This window comes from Paraburkholderia sp. BCC1886 (genome assembly GCF_900996245.1).
Lineage (GTDB): Bacteria > Pseudomonadota > Gammaproteobacteria > Burkholderiales > Burkholderiaceae > Paraburkholderia.
On sequence record NZ_CAAJGK010000033.1, the window covers coordinates 164,777 to 181,936 of the forward strand.

General features: G+C 57.1%; 15 protein-coding genes and 1 pseudogene. 9 read left to right on the forward strand and 7 right to left on the reverse strand.

Going from position 1 to position 17,160, the window contains the following annotated elements; genetic code table 11:
* Positions 1–8: 8 nt before the first annotated feature.
* The 3 genes from FQ746_RS03520 to FQ746_RS03530 all read left to right on the forward strand — a co-directional run bounded on the left by FQ746_RS03520 (position 9) and on the right by FQ746_RS03530 (position 3,095).
* Entirely contained in the window at positions 9–785 is a 777-nt protein-coding gene (locus tag FQ746_RS03520) for an enoyl-CoA hydratase-related protein (RefSeq protein ID WP_144107532.1), read from the forward strand.
* A 44-nt stretch (positions 786–829) separates the two neighbouring features.
* Positions 830–1,645: an enoyl-CoA hydratase-related protein gene (locus tag FQ746_RS03525; RefSeq protein WP_260853874.1), complete on the forward strand. Its 816-nt coding sequence runs from the start codon at positions 830–832 to the stop codon at positions 1,643–1,645.
* 88 nt (positions 1,646–1,733) lie between these two features.
* Positions 1,734–3,095, forward strand: a complete 1,362-nt coding sequence (locus FQ746_RS03530) for an MFS transporter (protein ID WP_144107533.1) — start codon at positions 1,734–1,736, stop codon at positions 3,093–3,095.
* An 88-nt stretch (positions 3,096–3,183) separates the two neighbouring features.
* Here FQ746_RS03530 and FQ746_RS03535 read toward each other — a convergent pair whose 3' ends face one another.
* Positions 3,184–4,563: an NAD-dependent succinate-semialdehyde dehydrogenase gene (locus FQ746_RS03535; protein ID WP_144107534.1), complete on the reverse strand. Its 1,380-nt coding sequence runs from the start codon at positions 4,561–4,563 to the stop codon at positions 3,184–3,186.
* A gap of 71 nt (positions 4,564–4,634) precedes the next feature.
* Here FQ746_RS03535 and FQ746_RS03540 point away from each other — a divergent pair, with 71 nt between their 5' ends.
* Positions 4,635–4,835, forward strand: coding sequence for a hypothetical protein (locus tag FQ746_RS03540; protein ID WP_144107535.1), 201 nt, complete (start codon positions 4,635–4,637; stop codon positions 4,833–4,835).
* Between the two features lie 43 nt (positions 4,836–4,878).
* Here FQ746_RS03540 and FQ746_RS03545 read toward each other — a convergent pair whose 3' ends face one another.
* From FQ746_RS03545 to FQ746_RS35480, 3 genes are all read right to left on the reverse strand, one after another.
* The gene (locus tag FQ746_RS03545) at positions 4,879–5,763 is read right to left on the reverse strand and encodes a LysR substrate-binding domain-containing protein (RefSeq protein WP_144107536.1); all 885 of its coding nucleotides are present in this window, start codon (positions 5,761–5,763) and stop codon (positions 4,879–4,881) included.
* Positions 5,764–5,962: 199 nt separating this feature from the next.
* Positions 5,963–6,322, reverse strand: coding sequence for a hypothetical protein (locus FQ746_RS03550; protein WP_144107537.1), 360 nt, complete (start codon positions 6,320–6,322; stop codon positions 5,963–5,965).
* On the reverse strand, positions 6,323–6,559 hold the full coding sequence (locus tag FQ746_RS35480; RefSeq protein ID WP_313955558.1) for a hypothetical protein: 237 nt from the start codon (positions 6,557–6,559) through the stop codon (positions 6,323–6,325). It lies immediately after the preceding gene.
* A 228-nt stretch (positions 6,560–6,787) separates the two neighbouring features.
* Between FQ746_RS35480 and FQ746_RS03560 the strand changes: the two genes are divergently transcribed.
* A complete protein-coding gene (locus FQ746_RS03560) occupies positions 6,788–8,281 on the forward strand; it encodes a PLP-dependent aminotransferase family protein (protein WP_144107538.1) in 1,494 nt (497 codons plus the stop codon).
* 57 nt (positions 8,282–8,338) lie between these two features.
* Here the strand turns inward: FQ746_RS03560 and FQ746_RS03565 are convergent, their stop codons facing one another.
* Positions 8,339–9,784: a PLP-dependent aminotransferase family protein gene (locus FQ746_RS03565; protein WP_144107539.1), complete on the reverse strand. Its 1,446-nt coding sequence runs from the start codon at positions 9,782–9,784 to the stop codon at positions 8,339–8,341.
* Between the two features lie 184 nt (positions 9,785–9,968).
* Between FQ746_RS03565 and FQ746_RS03570 the strand changes: the two genes are divergently transcribed.
* A complete protein-coding gene (locus FQ746_RS03570; RefSeq protein WP_409932357.1) occupies positions 9,969–10,841 on the forward strand; it encodes a DMT family transporter in 873 nt (290 codons plus the stop codon).
* Between the two features lie 597 nt (positions 10,842–11,438).
* Positions 11,439–12,074 carry a LysE family translocator gene (locus FQ746_RS03575; RefSeq protein WP_144107603.1) on the forward strand — a complete coding sequence of 212 codons (636 nt, stop codon included), beginning with the start codon at positions 11,439–11,441 and terminating at the stop codon, positions 12,072–12,074.
* A 1,595-nt stretch (positions 12,075–13,669) separates the two neighbouring features.
* Here FQ746_RS03575 and FQ746_RS03580 read toward each other — a convergent pair.
* Positions 13,670–13,996 (reverse strand): hypothetical protein, encoded by a 327-nt coding sequence (locus FQ746_RS03580; RefSeq protein ID WP_144107541.1) that lies wholly within the window; start codon positions 13,994–13,996, stop codon positions 13,670–13,672.
* A gap of 407 nt (positions 13,997–14,403) precedes the next feature.
* Between FQ746_RS03580 and FQ746_RS03585 the strand changes: the two genes are divergently transcribed.
* A complete protein-coding gene (locus FQ746_RS03585; RefSeq protein ID WP_144107542.1) occupies positions 14,404–15,426 on the forward strand; it encodes an Ldh family oxidoreductase in 1,023 nt (340 codons plus the stop codon).
* A 61-nt stretch (positions 15,427–15,487) separates the two neighbouring features.
* Here the strand turns inward: FQ746_RS03585 and FQ746_RS03590 are convergent.
* Positions 15,488–15,748 (reverse strand): annotated as a pseudogene (locus tag FQ746_RS03590) (IS5/IS1182 family transposase); the annotation flags it as partial.
* 309 nt (positions 15,749–16,057) lie between these two features.
* Between FQ746_RS03590 and FQ746_RS03595 the strand changes: the two are divergent.
* Entirely contained in the window at positions 16,058–17,053 is a 996-nt protein-coding gene (locus tag FQ746_RS03595; protein WP_313955559.1) for a GlxA family transcriptional regulator, read from the forward strand.
* The last annotated feature ends 107 nt before the right edge of the window (positions 17,054–17,160 follow it).

Below are 17,160 nucleotides of genomic sequence, written 5' to 3' on the forward strand. Positions count from 1 at the left end.
CCCCGATCATGAATCGCCTGCTCGTTGATATAGAAAAAATGTCGAACGTGGCACTGCTACGTTTGGCGTCCGAAAATAATTTAAATCCTTTATCCGACCTGCTTGTCAATGCGCTGGTCGATGCGTTGATGCGCATGGAAGCCGATCCTGATATCCATGCAATTGTCCTGACGGGATCGGATCGGGCCTTCGCAGCCGGTGCGGACATCGAAGCGATGGCCAGCCTGAACTACGTCGACGCATTTGGCCAGGACTATATCGGGAAGAACTGGGATCGCATCCGCACCGTCAGAAAACCGTTGATTGCAGCAGTAGCGGGATATGCACTCGGTGGAGGATGCGAACTGGCGATGATGTGCGACATCGTCGTGGCTTCTGACGACGCCAGGTTCGGGCAGCCGGAAGTCAAACTTGGCATTGTTCCAGGCGCGGGCGGCACGCAACGGCTTCCGCGATCAGTCGGCAAATCTGCGGCCATGCTGATGTGTCTGACCGGCGACGCGATCTCCGCTCAGGAAGCGCTCTCTATCGGATTGATATCGAGAGTGACCACGCGCGACCAGTTGCTCCCGGTTGCAATGGAGATCGCACAGTCTATCGCGCGACAGTCGCTCCCTGTCGTGATGGCCATCAAGGAGGCCGTCAATCGGTCCTTTGAATCTTCTTTGTCAGAAGGACTTCTGTTCGAGAGACGGCTGTTCCATGCCGGCTTTTCGCTGCGTGACCAGAAAGAAGGTATGAAAGCCTTTCTAGATCGCCGCCAACCGGAATTTACCAACTCCTGAACGTCATAGCGGTTGATAACCGCTGCCAGAGAAAAAGGTAAGAAATGTCGAATCAACTGATGGTCAAGAATGATGGACTGGTCCTTCAATCCATCGAGTCCGGCGTGCTCACGCTGACGCTCAACTGCGCTGACAATGGAAATGCGCTGAACGTTGCGATGACCGAGGCGCTGTCGGACGCGCTCGAAAGCATCAACAGCCTGAGCGGGGTAGCGTGCCTGCTCCTGCGCTCGTCTGGAAAACATTTCTGCACGGGGGGAAACGTCAAGGACATGCGGGACGGTAAGGACCTGATGGAGGGTAGCGTGACCGACGTTCGCGACCGGTTGCGCAACAGCCTGCATCGAATCACGAGAGCGCTTCATGATCTCGACATTCCGTCGGTCTGCGCGGTCAACGGCGCGGCGGTGGGCGCCGGATGCGATCTGGCGCTGATGTGCGACGTGAGGGTTGCCGCCACGAAAGCCCAATTTGCGGAAAGCTTTCTTCGACTCGGACTGGTGTCAGGCATTGGCGGTGCGTGGTTTCTGTCTCGTATCGTAGGACCCGCGAAGGCGTTGGAACTCACGCTAACGAGTGAATTCATCGATGCCGAAACCGCCATGCGCATTGGCATAGTTTCGAGAGTCGTCCCGGACGATCGTCTCGAGGTCGAGGCCTTCGCGCTCGCAAGAAAAATCGCCCGCAATCCGCCCCATGCCATGCGGATGGCAAAGCGACTCGTGCGGGAATCCGCGCACGCACCTTTAACGACGGCGCTTGAAATGGCTGCGTCCATGCAGGCCATCCTGCTGTGCGGAGACGAGCACAAGGCCGCGGTGAACGAGTTTCTCGATCGAGCGGAATCCCGGCAGACCTAGGGGCGAGCACTGCGTGACTGGTCGCGCTGGAACGTCCCGACGGTTCGGCGTATCAGACAGATAAAAAACATCATTGGAGGAGGCAAAAATGGCTACGGCTCCCGAAGCACGCCGATCAGGCGTACCTATGCTCCGCGTTGTCGCGACGTCCTGTATCGGGACTGTGCTCGAGTACTATGATTTCTTCGTCTATGTGGCATTGACGGCCACGTTAACGCACCTTTTTCTCCCGTCTGCCGACAAGGTTCTGGCAGCGTCGCTGGGCGTCGCAACCTTCGGCATTGCCTATCTGGCGCGGCCAGTCGGCACGATGATCTTCAGTCCCATGTCGGACCGGATCGGGCGCAAGAAGACATTCGTCATCACACTGGTCCTGATGGGCGTATCGACCGTTGCGATTGGGTGCCTGCCGACCTACGCCACGATTGGCATTTTCGCGCCCATTGCTCTGCTTTCGTTGCGGATCATTCAAGGGATTGCCCTAGGCGGGGAATACGGTTCCGCGGTCGTCTATGTGATGGAGCACGCCCCTGAAGACCGGAAGGGAATGTGTACCAGCGTGCTTCAAAGCACGGCCAGTATCGGGCTACTTTTTGCGCTAGCCGTGGTCTCGCTGCTCAAACTGACACTCGACCCGACAAGCTTCAACGCATGGGGATGGCGCGTACCGTTCGTCATCTCCGCGCCGATCGTCGCCGTCGCGACCTGGGTTCGCCTCGGAATGACCGAGACGCCTGTCTTCAAGGAAATGAAGGAAGCGGGGCGGTTATCGAAGTCGCCGCTAGTGGACACCCTGTCGAACAGAAACGCGTGGAAGTCGATTCTGGTTGCCATGTTTGGCGCTCAGGGAGGGACATCCGTTTCCCTCTATACCTCGATCGTTTATATGCTCTACTTCCTGCAGAATGTCCTGAAGGTCGAGCCCACCCAATCGAATCTCTGCCTCGCTGGCGGGATCATCGTGGCAGCTCCGCTATATCCTGTTTTTGGACGGGTCTCGGACCGTATCGGCAGGTCACGCACGATGTTCATCGGAATCCTGTTGTGGATTGTTGCGGCCTACCCGGTCTTCGCGGGAATACGCATCAGCGTAGCCAGTTCTTCATGGTGGAGTGTGTCCGCATTGATTGCGGTCCTGGCAATCCTGACCGCCATGATCATGGCTCCATTGCCGGCGTTCATTGCCGAATGCTTTCCTCCTCAAAGCCGGACAACCGGATTCGGTCTGGCGCAGCAACTGGGGAACATCCTGTTCGGCGGTTTCCTGCCGCTGATCAGTCTGACGCTGGTGAACTGGACGGGCAATCAGCTGGCCGGCGTGGGTTACTCGATCGTGTCGCTGCTTCCCTGTCTTTTCGTGACGTATTTCTCGGGGATGCGACGCGACCGGGAGGCACGATCGCGAATCGCGCACCAGGCGAATTCGAGTGAGCGCTTGTCGACCCGCTGAAAATGCCGGGTAGGGTGCAGGCTGGTTCAGCAAGAACACCGTTTGAGAGCAGAGCACGCGGACATTAACGTCCGCACGCTCAGCGGCCTTACTTGTCGAGGCCGCTCATCAACACGTACTTCACCTCGACGTATTCCTCGATGCCGTAGTAGCTCCCTTCGCGGCCGTAGCCGGAGTGCTTGATGCCACCGAAAGGAATCGACGCCGTTCCAACAGCGCCGGTATTCAGGATGACCATTCCCGACTCGATTCCCTTTGAAAGACGGAACGCCCGACCCAGGTCGCGGGTAAAGGCGTAGGCAACCAGACCATACTCGGTATTGTTGGCACGCTTCACCACTTCTTCTTCGGTCTTGAATCGATAGATGGGGAATACCGGACCGAAGATTTCACTCTGGGCAATCTGCATGTCGTCGTTGAGTTCGGTGAGGATAGTCGGCTCGTAGAACAGGCCGCCCTTTTCGTGCCGCTTGCCGCCGAGTACGACCTTCGCGCCCTCATTCCTGGATTGTTCCACCAGCTGTGCGACCTTGTTCAGGCCGGCCTCGTTGATCATCGGGCCGACCACCGACTCTTCCTGCAGCCCCTGGTCCACACGGATTTTTGCCACCCGCTCGGTTACTGCTGCGACGAAACGATCGTGAATACCTTCTTGAACGTAGATACGGTTGGGCGAGATGCAAACCTGACCTGAATTACGGAGCTTGGCGGCGACAAGCCCTGCGACGGCGTCGTCGAAGCTGGCATCGTCGAAAACAATGAACGGTGCGTTGCCGCCCAGTTCCAGCGTCATCTTCTTGAGGTCCTTTCCGCACGCACTGGCCAGCAGCTTGCCAACCGCCGTCGAACCGGTGAACGAAATTTTCCGGATGCGGGAGTCAGTCGTGAAAACGTCGCCGATTTCCTTCGGATTGCCCGTCACCATTTCGAATACGCCTTCGGGGATACCGGCCTTTCGCGCATACTCGAGCAACTTGTATGCCGTCAGCGGAGTCAGCTCCGAGGGCTTGATGATCATCGTGCAACCGGCAGCGAGGGCGGTCGCGATCTTGCGGGTGATCATCATGAACGGGAAATTCCACGGCGTAATGGCCGCCGTCGGACCCGCAGGCTCCTTCACTACGATAACCTGCGCGTTGGAAGCATGGGTTGGGATGGTGTCACCGTACACGCGCCTGGCTTCTTCTGCGTACCACTCGATAAAGCCGAGACCGTATTCGATTTCGCCCATAGCGTCGGAGAGGCACTTGCCGTTCTCCTTGACGATGATTTCCGCAAACATGCGTTTGTCTTCGCGAACCAGTTCGAACCAGCGTCGCAATAATTCGCTGCGTTCTTTAGCCAGTTTGCGCGACCAGGCGGGGAAGGCGTCGCAGGTCCGGTCGACAGCGGCCCGGACTTCGGAAACCGTCATTTCGGGAACTTCGCCAACGTACGACCCATCTGCTGGATTTGTGACTGTGAGCATGGTCAAGTATCCTTAATAAAAACGATGTTTATTCGATTTGAAAAAATAAATGTAGTCGACCGGCTATTTTGATGACGACCGCAGCTTCACCAACCGGGGATGGCAAATTACTGCGACAAGTTGCAGTTGTCGAAAAGCAAAACGCGACGAGGGATTCGATCCAGATCTTCTGGATGATTCAGGTCGAAGGATCAATCGTGAGCGCCGCGAAACAAATGTTAGGACCGCGTGGCCATTCTGGCGATGACGTGACGTCTATTTTTGTTGCCTAATTCTATGGGCGCGATACTTGAGACTGGTCGTTAGAAGCTCGATCTATGCGACGACAAGTGCAACCAGCCAATCGCGAAAGACTGTAAGCGCTTCCGACGGCTGCCGGTGCGAGGGCCAGGCAAAATAGTACGTGTGAGCGCCCCGGTCGAGCTTGAACGGGAATGGGGCGATCAGCGCGCCGCTGTTGAGTTCGGCGCGCACGAGGGCTTCCTGAGCAATGGCTACGCCGTGGCCTTCTATTGCTGCCTGATAGGTAAGCAGGGAGGTCTCATAGCGCATCTCTCTGCGCCCGGCGCTCGAAGGCATCCCGGCGCCTTGAAGCCAGAGCGCCCAGTCCTCAGGCCGTGCGAGCGAGTGAAGCAGCGTTTCGCCCTGCAGGTTCGGGCGCGCAGTCGAAGAACGCGACGATGTTGCGACCGGGATGAGGATGTTGGGAATCAAACGCTGGACGTGAACATCTGGCCAATTCCCATCGCCCAACTGTATGCCGGCATCGATATCTTCACGGCTAAAATTCAATGGCGCGGAGGACGTGGTGAGCTGAACCTCGATGTTGTCGTGCAACCGATGGAAGTTGGCCAGCCGGGGAATGAGCCATCTCACCGCGAAGGTAGCAGGCGAGCGGATTTTCAGAACATTCGCCCGGCGCGTCGTGGTGCGAAGATTTGCCGTTGCCTCTCGCAGGGTAACGAAGAGCGGCATCAACTCGGCAAGATAACTGGCACCCGCGGCCGTCAACTCCAGTCGTCCTTTTATCCGTTCAAACAGGCTGACGCCGAGGTAAAGCTCCAGTGTCCGGACCTGGCGGCTTACCGCTGCGGGTGTTACAGCCAGTTCTTGCGCCGCCTTCGAGATGCTCAGATGGCGCCCAGTGGCCTCGAAGGCGCGGGTTGGATTCAGGGGTGGGAGGGACTCTCGATGTTCCATTCAATGATCAGACTCGAACGTGTTGCCTGCAATTTTTTTGGCAGATGGCGCACTTGAACGATATCGCTCACGGGGTACCCGCAACTTGGGGGCGACAAGCCGACATAGGTTGAGGCGATGCTCACAAGGGAGGGTTCGAATACCGGAGATCAGTCTTTCCGCCAGCGATGTCCACAGGATATCCGACAAAAGCGAACCCTCACAGCAGGTACAACCGTATCTCCTGGCTGGAGATCATGTCATCGCCATCGCCAATGTGTATCCCGGCGCCAGGCACACAGGAGGATGACCGTTTGTTGGCGTTGGCGCTCGACGTACGATAGTGGCAAAGCAATGCTGGGGCGCTGACGCTTTCGGATCTTACGGGTTTCTGCGGGCAGGATGGGAACGACTGCGGCTGCGGTTCGCGCCGGACCTGCGCACTCCGCTGACGCATGACGACCGTCAGGTTCTGCAGCGAGTCGTGCTCGCGATTGAGGATGCAGGTAAGCTGTACGCCGTGCGGATCGCGGATGTGGTCCTTGCCGGTGTTCGCCCCGAATGGCTGCGATGACTGCATTTATCCGCGACAGGACGTGCGGTTGGTAGCGCAGCGCGCGTGGTTGGCGTTGACCAACAGGAGGAACAGGTTGCCGGCGGTGGAGCGGATAGGCAGGTAGCCGATCTCTTCGACGATCAACAGGTTGTTGCGGGCAAGGAAGGGCACGCGCAGCCGGGCGAGCCGACGCGGAACTTGGGGACTCGGGCGGCCCACCCACGCGTGAGCGGCGGGGCGCGAAACAGAATGAAAGGACATTGCCGAATTGCTTGCGCGAGGGGCGCCTTCTCCGTTTGTCCTGAGCACATCAAGCCTTTTACGAAAAGGCGCAAGTACCGCTCAAGCCTGGTGATCCGCCTCACTTGACGATAGACTCAGTGTTGTGAAATCTATTGCATAACAGATCGCCATTGTCTGTCTGTTTCCGTTCAATTTCCTGCCATCTGTATCTGGCGCGAGCGACGGGTTACCCGCAGCATCTGCATAATGACCATGTTGATTGAAACGCCGCCGCGCGGCCTGCCCATGGAAGGCGCGCCGCTGTATGAGCGTCTAGCCGAGCACTACCGTCGCGTGATCGCCTCAGGGACGCTCGTGCCGGGCGACCGCATGCCTTCCGTCCGGGTGATGATGCATCGGCATCAAGTTAGCCTCTCGACAGCGCTGCAAGTCTTCAGGCGACTCGAAGATGCGGGCTGGCTGCAAGCTAAACCTCGCTCCGGATATTTCGTTCGCGGGCAGACCGTGCCGGCCTTACCCGGTGTCGATGAGCCGGTCAACCCGCCAGCGCCAATGGAAGCGCAGTTCGTCGGTCTGCACGAAACGATTTCGAAAGTGATCGCACAAGCGCAGCGGTATCCTCAAGCGCTGAATCTGGCTGGAGCAACGGCCGCAGCATCGCTTTACCCGACCGCACGATTACAAGCGCTGACGATAAAAATCCTCCGCCACCAGCCTACACTGCTGACGGAAGCAGTAGGAGAAACAGCTGGCGCCGTGCTTCGGCAAACCATTGCCAAACGGGCTCTTTCGGCGGGGATGACGCTCACGCCCGATGAGGTCATTGCTACGACCGGAGGTGTGGAAGCGGTGAATCTGGCGTTGCGAGCGGTCACTAAGGCAGGCGATACGGTAGCGATAGAATCCCCGGCGTTCTTCGGCCTGTTGCAGATAATCGAGAGCCTGGGATTGCGCGCGCTCGAGATATCCACCAGCCCGACAACGGGGATGTCACTTGGAGCGCTGGAAATGGCGCTGCGTGCCTATGAGGATATCAAGGCCGTGGTGGTTGTGCCGAACCTTCAGAATCCGCTTGGCAGCGTAATGCCTAATGAACGAAAAGCGGAATTGGTCCGGCTTTGCGCGCGGCATAAGGTTGCGGTGATCGAGGACGAGCCGTACAGGGAATTGCTGGATGACGCTGCACAGAACAAACCTTTAAAGGCATGGGACCGCGACGGCGGCGTGATTCATTGCGCATCGTTGAATAAAGTCCTGGCGCCTGGTTTAAGGCTCGGATGGATGTCGTCGGGGCGATGGCACGCCCGCGTCAAGATGCTCAAGTTCGCGCAAAGCAGAAACAACGAGAGCTTGTCTCAACTCGTCGCTGCAGAGTTTATTGGGTCGGGTGCATACGATCGGCATCTCTTCCAGTTGCGGGAGCGATTACGAACGCAGCGGGAAGCGACCGCCGATGCCATTGCCCGTTATTTCCCACGCGGCACGCGGCTTAGCGTGCCGGTTGGTGGCATCGTGCTTTGGGTAGAACTGCCGCCCGGTACTGATTCGGGCCGGCTGTTCGAAGAGGCGTTGACGCGCGGGATTCGCATTGCCCCCGGGACCATATTCTCCAATTCGCAGCGCTTTGCATCGTTTATCCGTCTGAGCTGTCCGCAGCCATTCGACCAAAGCCTGGACGATGCACTACAGCGGCTTGGAAGACTCGCTGGTGAATTGGCTAGCGATCATAACGCTCGATAGAAATAGCCGCCCGTTTCTATCGCGGCGGGACCTCGACAAATTCAATGTAGTTGCTGCTCACTCGCGCAGCACCTTCGCAATGACCTGGACACCCGCGTCGATCTCAGTTTCGTTCCAGGCGGCAAAGCCGAGAAATAATCCTTGAGCAGTCGTTTCATCGAAATAATGGCGCGACAGTGGGCGTACTACGACTCCCACTTCAGCCAGACGCCGGCACACATCATGATCATCACGAAGCCGTCTCAAAAGGGCTACGAGCTGCATACCGCCATCCGGTGGCGATACGGTCAAGTCGCCTCCAATAGTCTTCAATGCATGACACAGGTAATCGCGTCGTGCGTGATAGATGCGCGTCATCTTGCGAATGTGGGCGGCGTAGTGGCCTTCGCCGATAAAATCGGCTAAGGCATCCTGTAGCGTCATGCTGACGATTTGGCCCGTGTGTCTTTGAGCTTTGGCAAATACCTCGACTAAATGCTTGGGCACGACGACGTAACCCACCCGGATGTCCGCATGGAGCGATTTCGAGAACGTGCCGACATAAAACACGCTGTCTGCTTGATCGGATCCCTGGAGTGCGGCTACGGGTCGTCCTTCGTAGTGAAATTCACTGTCATAGTCGTCTTCGATGATCCGCGCGCCGACTCGGGCGGCAAACTGCAGCAGCGCTTGTCGGCGGGTGGCTGGCATCAGCAAACCCGTTGGATGTTGGTGTGCTGGCGTGACGAATATCAACTTCGGTATGTCCGGAGACTTTTCGAAAGCCAGGCCGCCTTGATCAAGCGCGATGCCTTGTACTGTTGCGCCCGCAGCTTCAAATGCCGCGCGCGCGCCTCCGTAACCCGGGCTTTCGACCCAGGCAACGTCTCCCGGATCCAATACCACGCGAGCGACGAGTGCGATGGCGGCCTGAGCGGTCGGCATCAGAAAAACCTGTTGTGCATCTGCATGGACGCCGCGGTATTCGACAAGATGGCGGAGTAGCACCTTTTGCAACTCGGTCCGGTTGCATGCCATGCTTCTTCGAGAGAGCGCGTAGCGCGAAGCGGTCCTCAGAGATCGACCCCAGATTGCGTGAGGGAACTCCCGAGCATCGGCCACGCCGGGGACGAACGGCTGCGGGCGTCCGTCACCTGCGAACGGCCAGTCGCTGCGCCCGATCTGCTGCGCCCATCGCGACATGCCTGCGCCATTGTCGCGCCGAGACATTTCCGATTCAACTGCGATCAGGCTTGAAGACGACATGAACGCCACGACCGGACGGCGCCCTCTCGAAACATCGAGATAGCCCTCCATGGCCAACTGACCGATCACAGCGGAGACGGTATTTCTCGACACTCGCAGCTGGAGCGCGAGGTCCCGACTGGAAGGCAGACGCCGGCCACTTACAAGCCTCCCTGCCGCAATAGCGCGCCTCAACTGATCGCAAAGTTGCAGGGTCAGGGCAATGCCGCTTTGCGGATCCACGTTGAGGTCGATCACGCCGGCGAGAGTATCAACCATAAAACTGGCCCCATGTTTTTATAAAAACATACCCTTTGACGAGGCGCCAGTCAAACGTATGATCGTGCCGACTTACTCCTGACGTTGCGTACCTATGGACCGAAACACTATCCATCCTCTTCCGAGTGGCTTTGCATTACTTCTGTTTGCATTAGTGATCTTGAGTTGGGGGTTGAATTGGACAGTGACGAAAATCATTGTCCAGCACGTGACGCCGTTGTGGACTACCGCGATTCGATGTGCGATTGCGAGCGCGGCGCTGTTTGTCATTCAGCTCGCGCGCGGTCAGCTAATAGTCCCTAAGCGCGGCGACTTGCCTGTCTTGCTGACGATAACCTTGCTCCATATGGTTGCCTTTTCGACCCTCGTCGCGCTGGGGCTCAAATTTGTGCCGGTTGGACGGTCCATCGTGCTCGGTTATACGACACCGCTTTGGGTTGCACCGGGTGCCTGGCTGTTTCTTCGAGAAAGGCCGTTGCCGCGCCAACTTGCGGGCATTGCCTTTGGTTTGGTCGGCCTCGCGCTCATGTTCAACCCTTGGGCGCTAGACTGGACCGACGCACACGCCTTGCTCGGCAACGGCGTGATTTTGCTCGCGGCTTTTTGCTGGGCGGCGAACATTCTCTACGTTCGTGCCCATAAATGGGTATCTACGCCGTTTCAATTGCTTTTCTGGCAGGCGTTACTAGCCTCCTGTATTTTGTCTTTGCTTGCGCTTGGTCTGGATGGTCCGCCGGGAATCGTGTGGTCTTCCCAACTCGCAGGCGCTTTCCTGTTTGGCGGATTATTTGGCACAGCGCTCGCTTACTGGGCCATGGCGATGGTCAATCGAAGCCTGCCTGCCGTTACCACCTCGTTAGGCTTGTTGGCGACGCCTGTTGTCGGGGTTGCCTCCTCGACCATTGGGCTCGGCGAGACAGTCAGTGCCTCACTGATTGTTTCGATGCTGATGATTCTTGGTGGGATTGCCCTCGGAATGCCTTTTCCGGCAAACCACGCTTCCCGGGTCCGATTAGCGCTAATCAAATTCTCCAGTGTTCAGCGCTTTAAACGATAAAGGACGGCAGGTGGGAAATGCATGGACGTCGTTTGCGTCATGCAGACACTCCGAGCAGCCCGCTCACAAAGCTGTCGCATGGTCATGTTGAGATGTCCTGATCTCGCATTCGTCGCCGAACGAATAATTGCTTCACAGTGGGTCGATTACCCCTCCGGGTCGGTCTGAGAAAATCAGCATCGATTCAGTCCGATCCGTCAACAGGAGCCGCAAATCGTTTCAAAAGCCATTTTCAAAATATGTTTTCTATGTTCCCTGATCCTTGGCTAGACCGATGGACGACATTGGTAACTGCGCGCGCCTGTAAAAAGCTGGACGAAATCCACGGGTTCAACGGCCCGGCGGGGCATTGTCGACTACGATACGGGCGAGCAGCCGAGCGGCGTGGATAACTCGCTTAAGGAGGGCTCAGGCGCGAATGATACGATGCGTTTGCGTCTGTCCGATATAGGTGAGAACATTGAAGAAGCAGTGTCGACTTCTTAATCTGGCCATATTGGATAACCAACCCGGCAAACAGCCAACTGCCAATGCCGCTTGTTTGCACGTCGCCCGTTACCGAACACCCATCGTCCAATTCTGAACATTGTAATGATCATGCTCGGCATAAATGCATTTCCGCTGTTTGTCGGCGCTGTCACCCTGCTGAATCTTACGCCGGGACCTGATATGGCGTACGTCGTGGGACACAGTATTGCTCACGGGCGGCGGGCAGGTGTCCTCTCCGCCTTGGGCGTATCGCTGGGCGGCTGTGTCCATACGATGGCATGCGCGCTCGGTCTTAGCGCACTGCTTGCAGAATCAACGTTGGCTTTCAACGTCATCAAATGGGTCGGCGCAATCTACCTGATCTATCTCGGAATAAGTACGCTTTTGATGAGAAGCGATGTGCACGCCGTCGATCGCGCGGTTTTGCTTCCCCGTGTTCCCCTTGGGACGTTGTTGTTGCGCGGATTCGTGACTAACGTGACGAATCCGAAGGTACTTCTGTTTTATATTGCTTTTTTACCCCAGTTCGTTGAAACGAGCACCCCGCACAAAACAGTCGCGTTTTTTGTGCTCGGCAGCGTGATGGTATTGCTGGGCTTTCTCAATGATTCCGTAGTGGCATGCTGCGCCGCCATGGTGGCGCATTCCCTCAGAAAGCGATCGACCGTGAGCCGTTGGCTAAATCGCGTTGTCGGAGCAACATTTGTGGGAATGGGTATTCGCCTTGCCGCAGCAACACGTTGAACCATTGGCTGCCGGAAGACCCAAAACGCCTGGATTAAAACGTTGCATGCCATAGTAGTGCAGTCTTGAGCCGGGTGTGCCTTCGCATAAGCCTCCAGTCGGGATGGCACTGGCATGCGCGCGATTGATTGCGCTACGATCAGGACCAAGCATCGCGATCGTGTGGCCGTACCACATTGTGCCGATTGGCCGTCATATGGCCGGCCGACCAGCGACTCTTGTCGCTGTTCCAGACCACGGCAGCATGCCCGTGGCCGCGAACACTCTCCACCTGACGGGCGGGCGGCGGGTCAGCAGATCGAGCGGCTTGAAGGAATTGTTTAATCGCACCCTGTTGAAGCCCCGAGGGGCGCCGCCTCGATTTTCCCTCCAACAGCGGCCCGGTGGCACGAGCATTCGCTTAATACGTTCGCGACGGTATAGTACGTTGGACCCAAGCGTGTCCTGAACCCTGCAATACGCAGGGACAACAGGCGGTGGAGCGGTATTCCGCTTCGTTTCTTTCAGCAGCATCGTTGTATAGAGAAGAAGCTCACGGCTGCTGAGTGCTGTAGTCGACTCTTCAGACTTGCAATACCGTCAAAGGGATCTTTAATCAGAAACCGCCTCGGAGATAGGTTGCTAATTCTTCCGCCAGCGGGGGCGCGTTATCGCCAACGTAGACGCTGAACCTGGCTCTGGCACCGGCGGCAAAGCGTATTTGCGTCCGAAGGATTCGCAATCCGGCGGTATCGCGTCGGGAAAAAGGATGCCGATGCGCAGACCTGCACGGAGGGCCAAGGGCATGGCCGAAAGTGTTCCGACACGCAGCCTACCTTCCAGTTGTCCCTGTCTCCGCGAGCGAAGAAAGAATTCTGTCTTGCCAGGAACACGTGCTTTCGAAGGATTACTGGGAGCAGCATCGGCTTCGAGTTCGATCATACATTCCGCTTGTTCAGCGTCGGACGGGGTTCGGCCACAATGCGCCCTTTGACAGTGATAGTCGGATTGTCTACAAAGCAAAATCGTTGCTGCGCCAGACATTTTCCAACATGGCCGTCCATTTTAAAGAAATGCCTAGGACCGCCGTAGATCGGTGTGAGCCGACCGTCATCCGTACCTGTTCGCAATATCGGAGACGTCTCGTCACCAGATCAAGTGCGCTCAGCCGTTAAGATTCGCGCTCACCATTTCCGCCCGGAATCATTCCATGGCAAGCTCTGCTTCTTGAGGGCGTATCGCCGTCGAGATGGCTGACGTGGGCCGGCTGGTTCAACAAACACGGCATTATGCCTGCGACGGATAGCATGGATGTCACGTTCAACAGCTATTCAAACGTGATCGATGCAACCGTAGCTGGCGAGGGGATCGCGCCTGGGCGGATTCCTTTGATCGATCCGCTGCTCCGCACTGGCAATCTTGCAATCGCCGGCAATTGTCGATGAGCCCACGCGGCGGATATTCCCTCCTGATTCCGCCGACCGGCCGCGTTGGTGAAGTGCGCGATCAGCTTGCAAGATAGCTGACCGCCGAATGCGACAAGGACGCGTGGCAGGTCGGTGCTGCGCGGACCGAATCTCGCGCGCACGACAGAATTCTGGGGCATTGCTTAGGTGCTAGGCCTTGGCGATGGCCTGGCGAGATTTCGCTTTAAGCCATGCGCGAAGCTTTTCGATCGATATATCTATGCCGTTGCGTTTCCTGAGCAAGCCTACGACAGCAGTTTCCCCAACCGAATCGATTTCGACCCAGGCGTTGCAGGATATGACATGGGCAGCGCCTTCTTCAAGACCGACGCAAACGCGAGGCGATAAATCCATGAGCCAGTCGAGTGAAGGATCGCGATACGTCAAACGCACCTCGCCGTGAACTGCAATGAACTGCGTTCCCGCGCGTTGACGACTGGCGTGGATCTGATCCGGATGCAAACGGAGGGTCTTCATGAAATAAGCTCGCTAGAGGCTTGAACACGCCCCAAGCTTATTGGCCGGCACGCTTGTGCGACAGACTCAGCGCAGTAGAATCTGTTACGCAACAGATCATGAATCGCTTATCTGTATCCGTTCATTGTGGACGCGTCTGTATCTGGCGCACGCACTCGCGCACAGATAGCATGAGCACCTCTTCAGACATCCTGTCATGCGACCTCCCGATGGCAGGCCAGCCGTTCTACTAGCGCCTTGCCCAGCACGATCGCCTCGCCCGAAACGGCACTAATAGGACGACGCTACCCGTTGAAGACTACGAACATTCCTCGCTCCTCGCGAGAGGCAGCAGCAGTGCGGGATGGTATACGCGAGGCGATGGCGCGCGCTTAGGGCGCGAAGACCTTTGGTGCTATAGAAAACTGATGCAAGAAAACATTCAGGAAATAGTTCTTTCACTCGATGAGTTGCACAAACTGTCCTTCAATGTATTGGTGACCAATGGGCTCAGCGTTCGTCAGTCAAATGCAATGGCGAAAGTATTCGTAGCAGGCCAACGCGACAACTGTCATTCACACGGCGTATGGCGTCTCATTGGTTGCGTGAAAACGCTGAGGATGGGCAAACTCCGCGGCGACGCCGAGCCGACGATCGACGATATCTCGCCTTCACTTATCAAAATCGACGCATGTTTTGGATTCTCTGCGCTGGCTTTCGAAGTGGGGAGTCAGATCTTGATTGAGAAGGCGAAGAAGTCGGGGATTGCCGCCTTGGCAATCAACAACTGCTTTCACTTCAGTGCCCTTTGGCCTGAGGTTGAGGCCATTGCTGCTGAAGGCGTTGCTGCACTGGCCATGGCGCCTACCCACAGTTGCGTAGCACCTGCTGGTGGAAACAAACCGCTCTTTGGAACTAATCCGATCGCGTTTGCCTGGCCGCGTCCCGGTACTCTCCCATTTGTGTTCGACATGGCTACCAGCGCTGTTGCCCGCGGTGAAATCGAACTCTACAAGCGAGCTGGCAAGAAGATTCCGAGCGACTGGGCCATTGACGAGAACGGTCAAGCGACAGATGACCCCGACCGGGCGCTGAGCGGTGCGATGCTCACGTTTGGAGGATATAAAGGGTCCGCACTCTCCGCGATGGTCGAACTGCTGGCCGGTCCGCTGATCAGCGATATGCTTAGTTCCGAGTCGCTGGCGTTCGATGAGGGCGTGGGAGCGGCGCCGTGTCACGGCGAACTCATCGTGGCTTTCGATCCAACAGTATTTGGCGGCGAAAGCTCGAAGAATAACGTTCAGCGCGCGGAAGCTTTGTTTGATGGAATCACGGGGCAGGGCGCACGTTTGCCCTCTCAAAGAAGATTCGCTGCGCGGCAGCGCAGCCTTGAGCACGGCGTGTCAATCTCAATGGACCTGTACGATGAACTTCTTGGATTGATTATCTAGTGCTTGCTTCACTTGTTGCGGGCCGATGTGGTTTTAAGCAACGTCGGCCCCGGTTCGGCCGACGATCGAGTTCGCGCATCTGCTGACGCAAACGGGCGATCTCCCCGTAGATGTCGACGGTCGTCAAGTCGAAGCCTGTTGGACTGGTCCAGTCTGCCGTTTCAATTGCGTCGAGGTATCGCTGCACGCTTTCTTCAATCTGCTGCTGACGCTTATCGATCTTGCCAGCCGTGTAATTCCTGTCCCGACTGTTTACCGCCTCGAACGTGTTGCCGTCGATGGCCACTGTGCCACTGGAGAGCAGTTTCAATCCACGGCACACATGGCGCTTCGTCAACCAAACTCGGGCGTCAGATTAAAGGCTAGGTTTGCAGTACCTCACGTCGAATGGCGTCAGCAAGCCTCCGACATTTCCCGCGCCCGGACGCGATGTCATCTCGCGCGCAAGGCTAGCCAGCCGAGCGTTCTTGCCCGTGAGCCCTTCGGGGATGATTGCGTCGATCATGCCTATCGATATTCCTTATTCTGATTCCCATAGCCTCTCCAACCGTTTTGGACTAACATTCGGTCATTGGCGGAATAGCCGTTTTGAAGGGATATTCAGACAATCATCATGATGATACGAATATGGGTGTACGACGGCATTCTGGCCGGAGGTGTGGCAGGGTCCATCGATGTGTTCACCGCTGCTAACAGATTGGGAGCGGCAGGCGTCGGCGCGGATCGCAAAACATTCCGGAAGCTAACCTGGTCAGTGGAATCACTGGACGGCGCTTCGGTCCGGAGCGTTTCGGGCCAAACCATTGAGGTGAATCGAAAAATAGATGCGCGTCTGCGTTCCGACGCTATCCTCGTAACTGCCCCTTACGTTGCGGATATGGATGAGTTCATCGCACGTCGTGATCAGATGGAAGCCTTGACCAAGGCCATTAGGCGACAACACGAGGCGGGTGCCATCCTGGTGTCTTATTGCACGGGCAATTACATCTTGGCCGAGGCGGGGTTGTTAAATGGCCGCCGCGCTACCACGCACTGGGCCAAGGCGAAAGATTTTGCAAGACGATACCCGAGGGTGGAACTTCGCGCCGAGGAGATCCTGACCGAGCAGGACGGCATCCTGTGCGGCGGTGGCGTCACCTCCTATTCCAACCTCGCCATACGCCTGGTCGACAAACTTGCGGGTCCAGAGCTCGCTGCCGCAACGGCAAAAACCCTTTTGATCGATACCAATCGCGTATCGCAGGCTTCCTATGCCACGCTGCTCGAAGAGCATGGACATAGTGACAAACTGGTCGCGCAGGCTCAACAGCGGATGGAGGCCACGCTTGAGCAGGGATTTCATCTACCTGATCTGGCGGCGCACCTCGCCGTCAGCGAGCGGACATTAAACCGTCGATTCAAGCAGGCGATGGGGTTTGGGCCCCTGGAATATCTGCAGACGCTGCGCGTCGAAGTTGCGAAACGTCTGCTGGAATCGGGACGCCTCAGTGTCGAAGACGCATGCCTGAGGGTCGGATATAACGACATCGGCACTTTTCGGATGCTGTTCAAACGTAAGACAGGCCTCTCGCCGCGCGACTATCAGAGCCGGTTTATGCGCATGCAACCCGCTCAATCCAATGGGTGATTTGGTTCGCCGGACTGCCTGCTCGCCATCCAACGCAGTAGATGAGGGCGACTGATGATTAACGAGGTGTGCAGCTCACCAGCAGCCGTGTTGCTAGCGCTGCGACG

What these genes read in the sequence shown, in the direction of transcription:
- FQ746_RS03540 (WP_144107535.1), top strand. Translation starts at nt 4,635, where the DNA reads ATGACGACCGCAGCTTCACCAACCGGGGATGGCAAATTACTGCGACAA.
- FQ746_RS03585 (WP_144107542.1), top strand. Translation starts at nt 14,404, where the DNA reads ATGCAAGAAAACATTCAGGAAATAGTTCTTTCACTCGATGAGTTGCAC.
- FQ746_RS03580 (WP_144107541.1), bottom strand. Translation starts at nt 13,996, where the DNA reads ATGAAGACCCTCCGTTTGCATCCGGATCAGATCCACGCCAGTCGTCAA.
- FQ746_RS03525 (WP_260853874.1), top strand. Translation starts at nt 830, where the DNA reads ATGTCGAATCAACTGATGGTCAAGAATGATGGACTGGTCCTTCAATCC.
- FQ746_RS03535 (WP_144107534.1), bottom strand. Translation starts at nt 4,563, where the DNA reads ATGCTCACAGTCACAAATCCAGCAGATGGGTCGTACGTTGGCGAAGTT.
- FQ746_RS03530 (WP_144107533.1), top strand. Translation starts at nt 1,734, where the DNA reads ATGGCTACGGCTCCCGAAGCACGCCGATCAGGCGTACCTATGCTCCGC.
- FQ746_RS03560 (WP_144107538.1), top strand. Translation starts at nt 6,788, where the DNA reads ATGACCATGTTGATTGAAACGCCGCCGCGCGGCCTGCCCATGGAAGGC.
- FQ746_RS35480 (WP_313955558.1), bottom strand. Translation starts at nt 6,559, where the DNA reads ATGTCCTTTCATTCTGTTTCGCGCCCCGCCGCTCACGCGTGGGTGGGC.
- FQ746_RS03575 (WP_144107603.1), top strand. Translation starts at nt 11,439, where the DNA reads ATGCTCGGCATAAATGCATTTCCGCTGTTTGTCGGCGCTGTCACCCTG.
- FQ746_RS03545 (WP_144107536.1), bottom strand. Translation starts at nt 5,763, where the DNA reads ATGGAACATCGAGAGTCCCTCCCACCCCTGAATCCAACCCGCGCCTTC.
- FQ746_RS03520 (WP_144107532.1), top strand. Translation starts at nt 9, where the DNA reads ATGAATCGCCTGCTCGTTGATATAGAAAAAATGTCGAACGTGGCACTG.
- FQ746_RS03550 (WP_144107537.1), bottom strand. Translation starts at nt 6,322, where the DNA reads ATGCAGTCATCGCAGCCATTCGGGGCGAACACCGGCAAGGACCACATC.
- FQ746_RS03565 (WP_144107539.1), bottom strand. Translation starts at nt 9,784, where the DNA reads ATGGTTGATACTCTCGCCGGCGTGATCGACCTCAACGTGGATCCGCAA.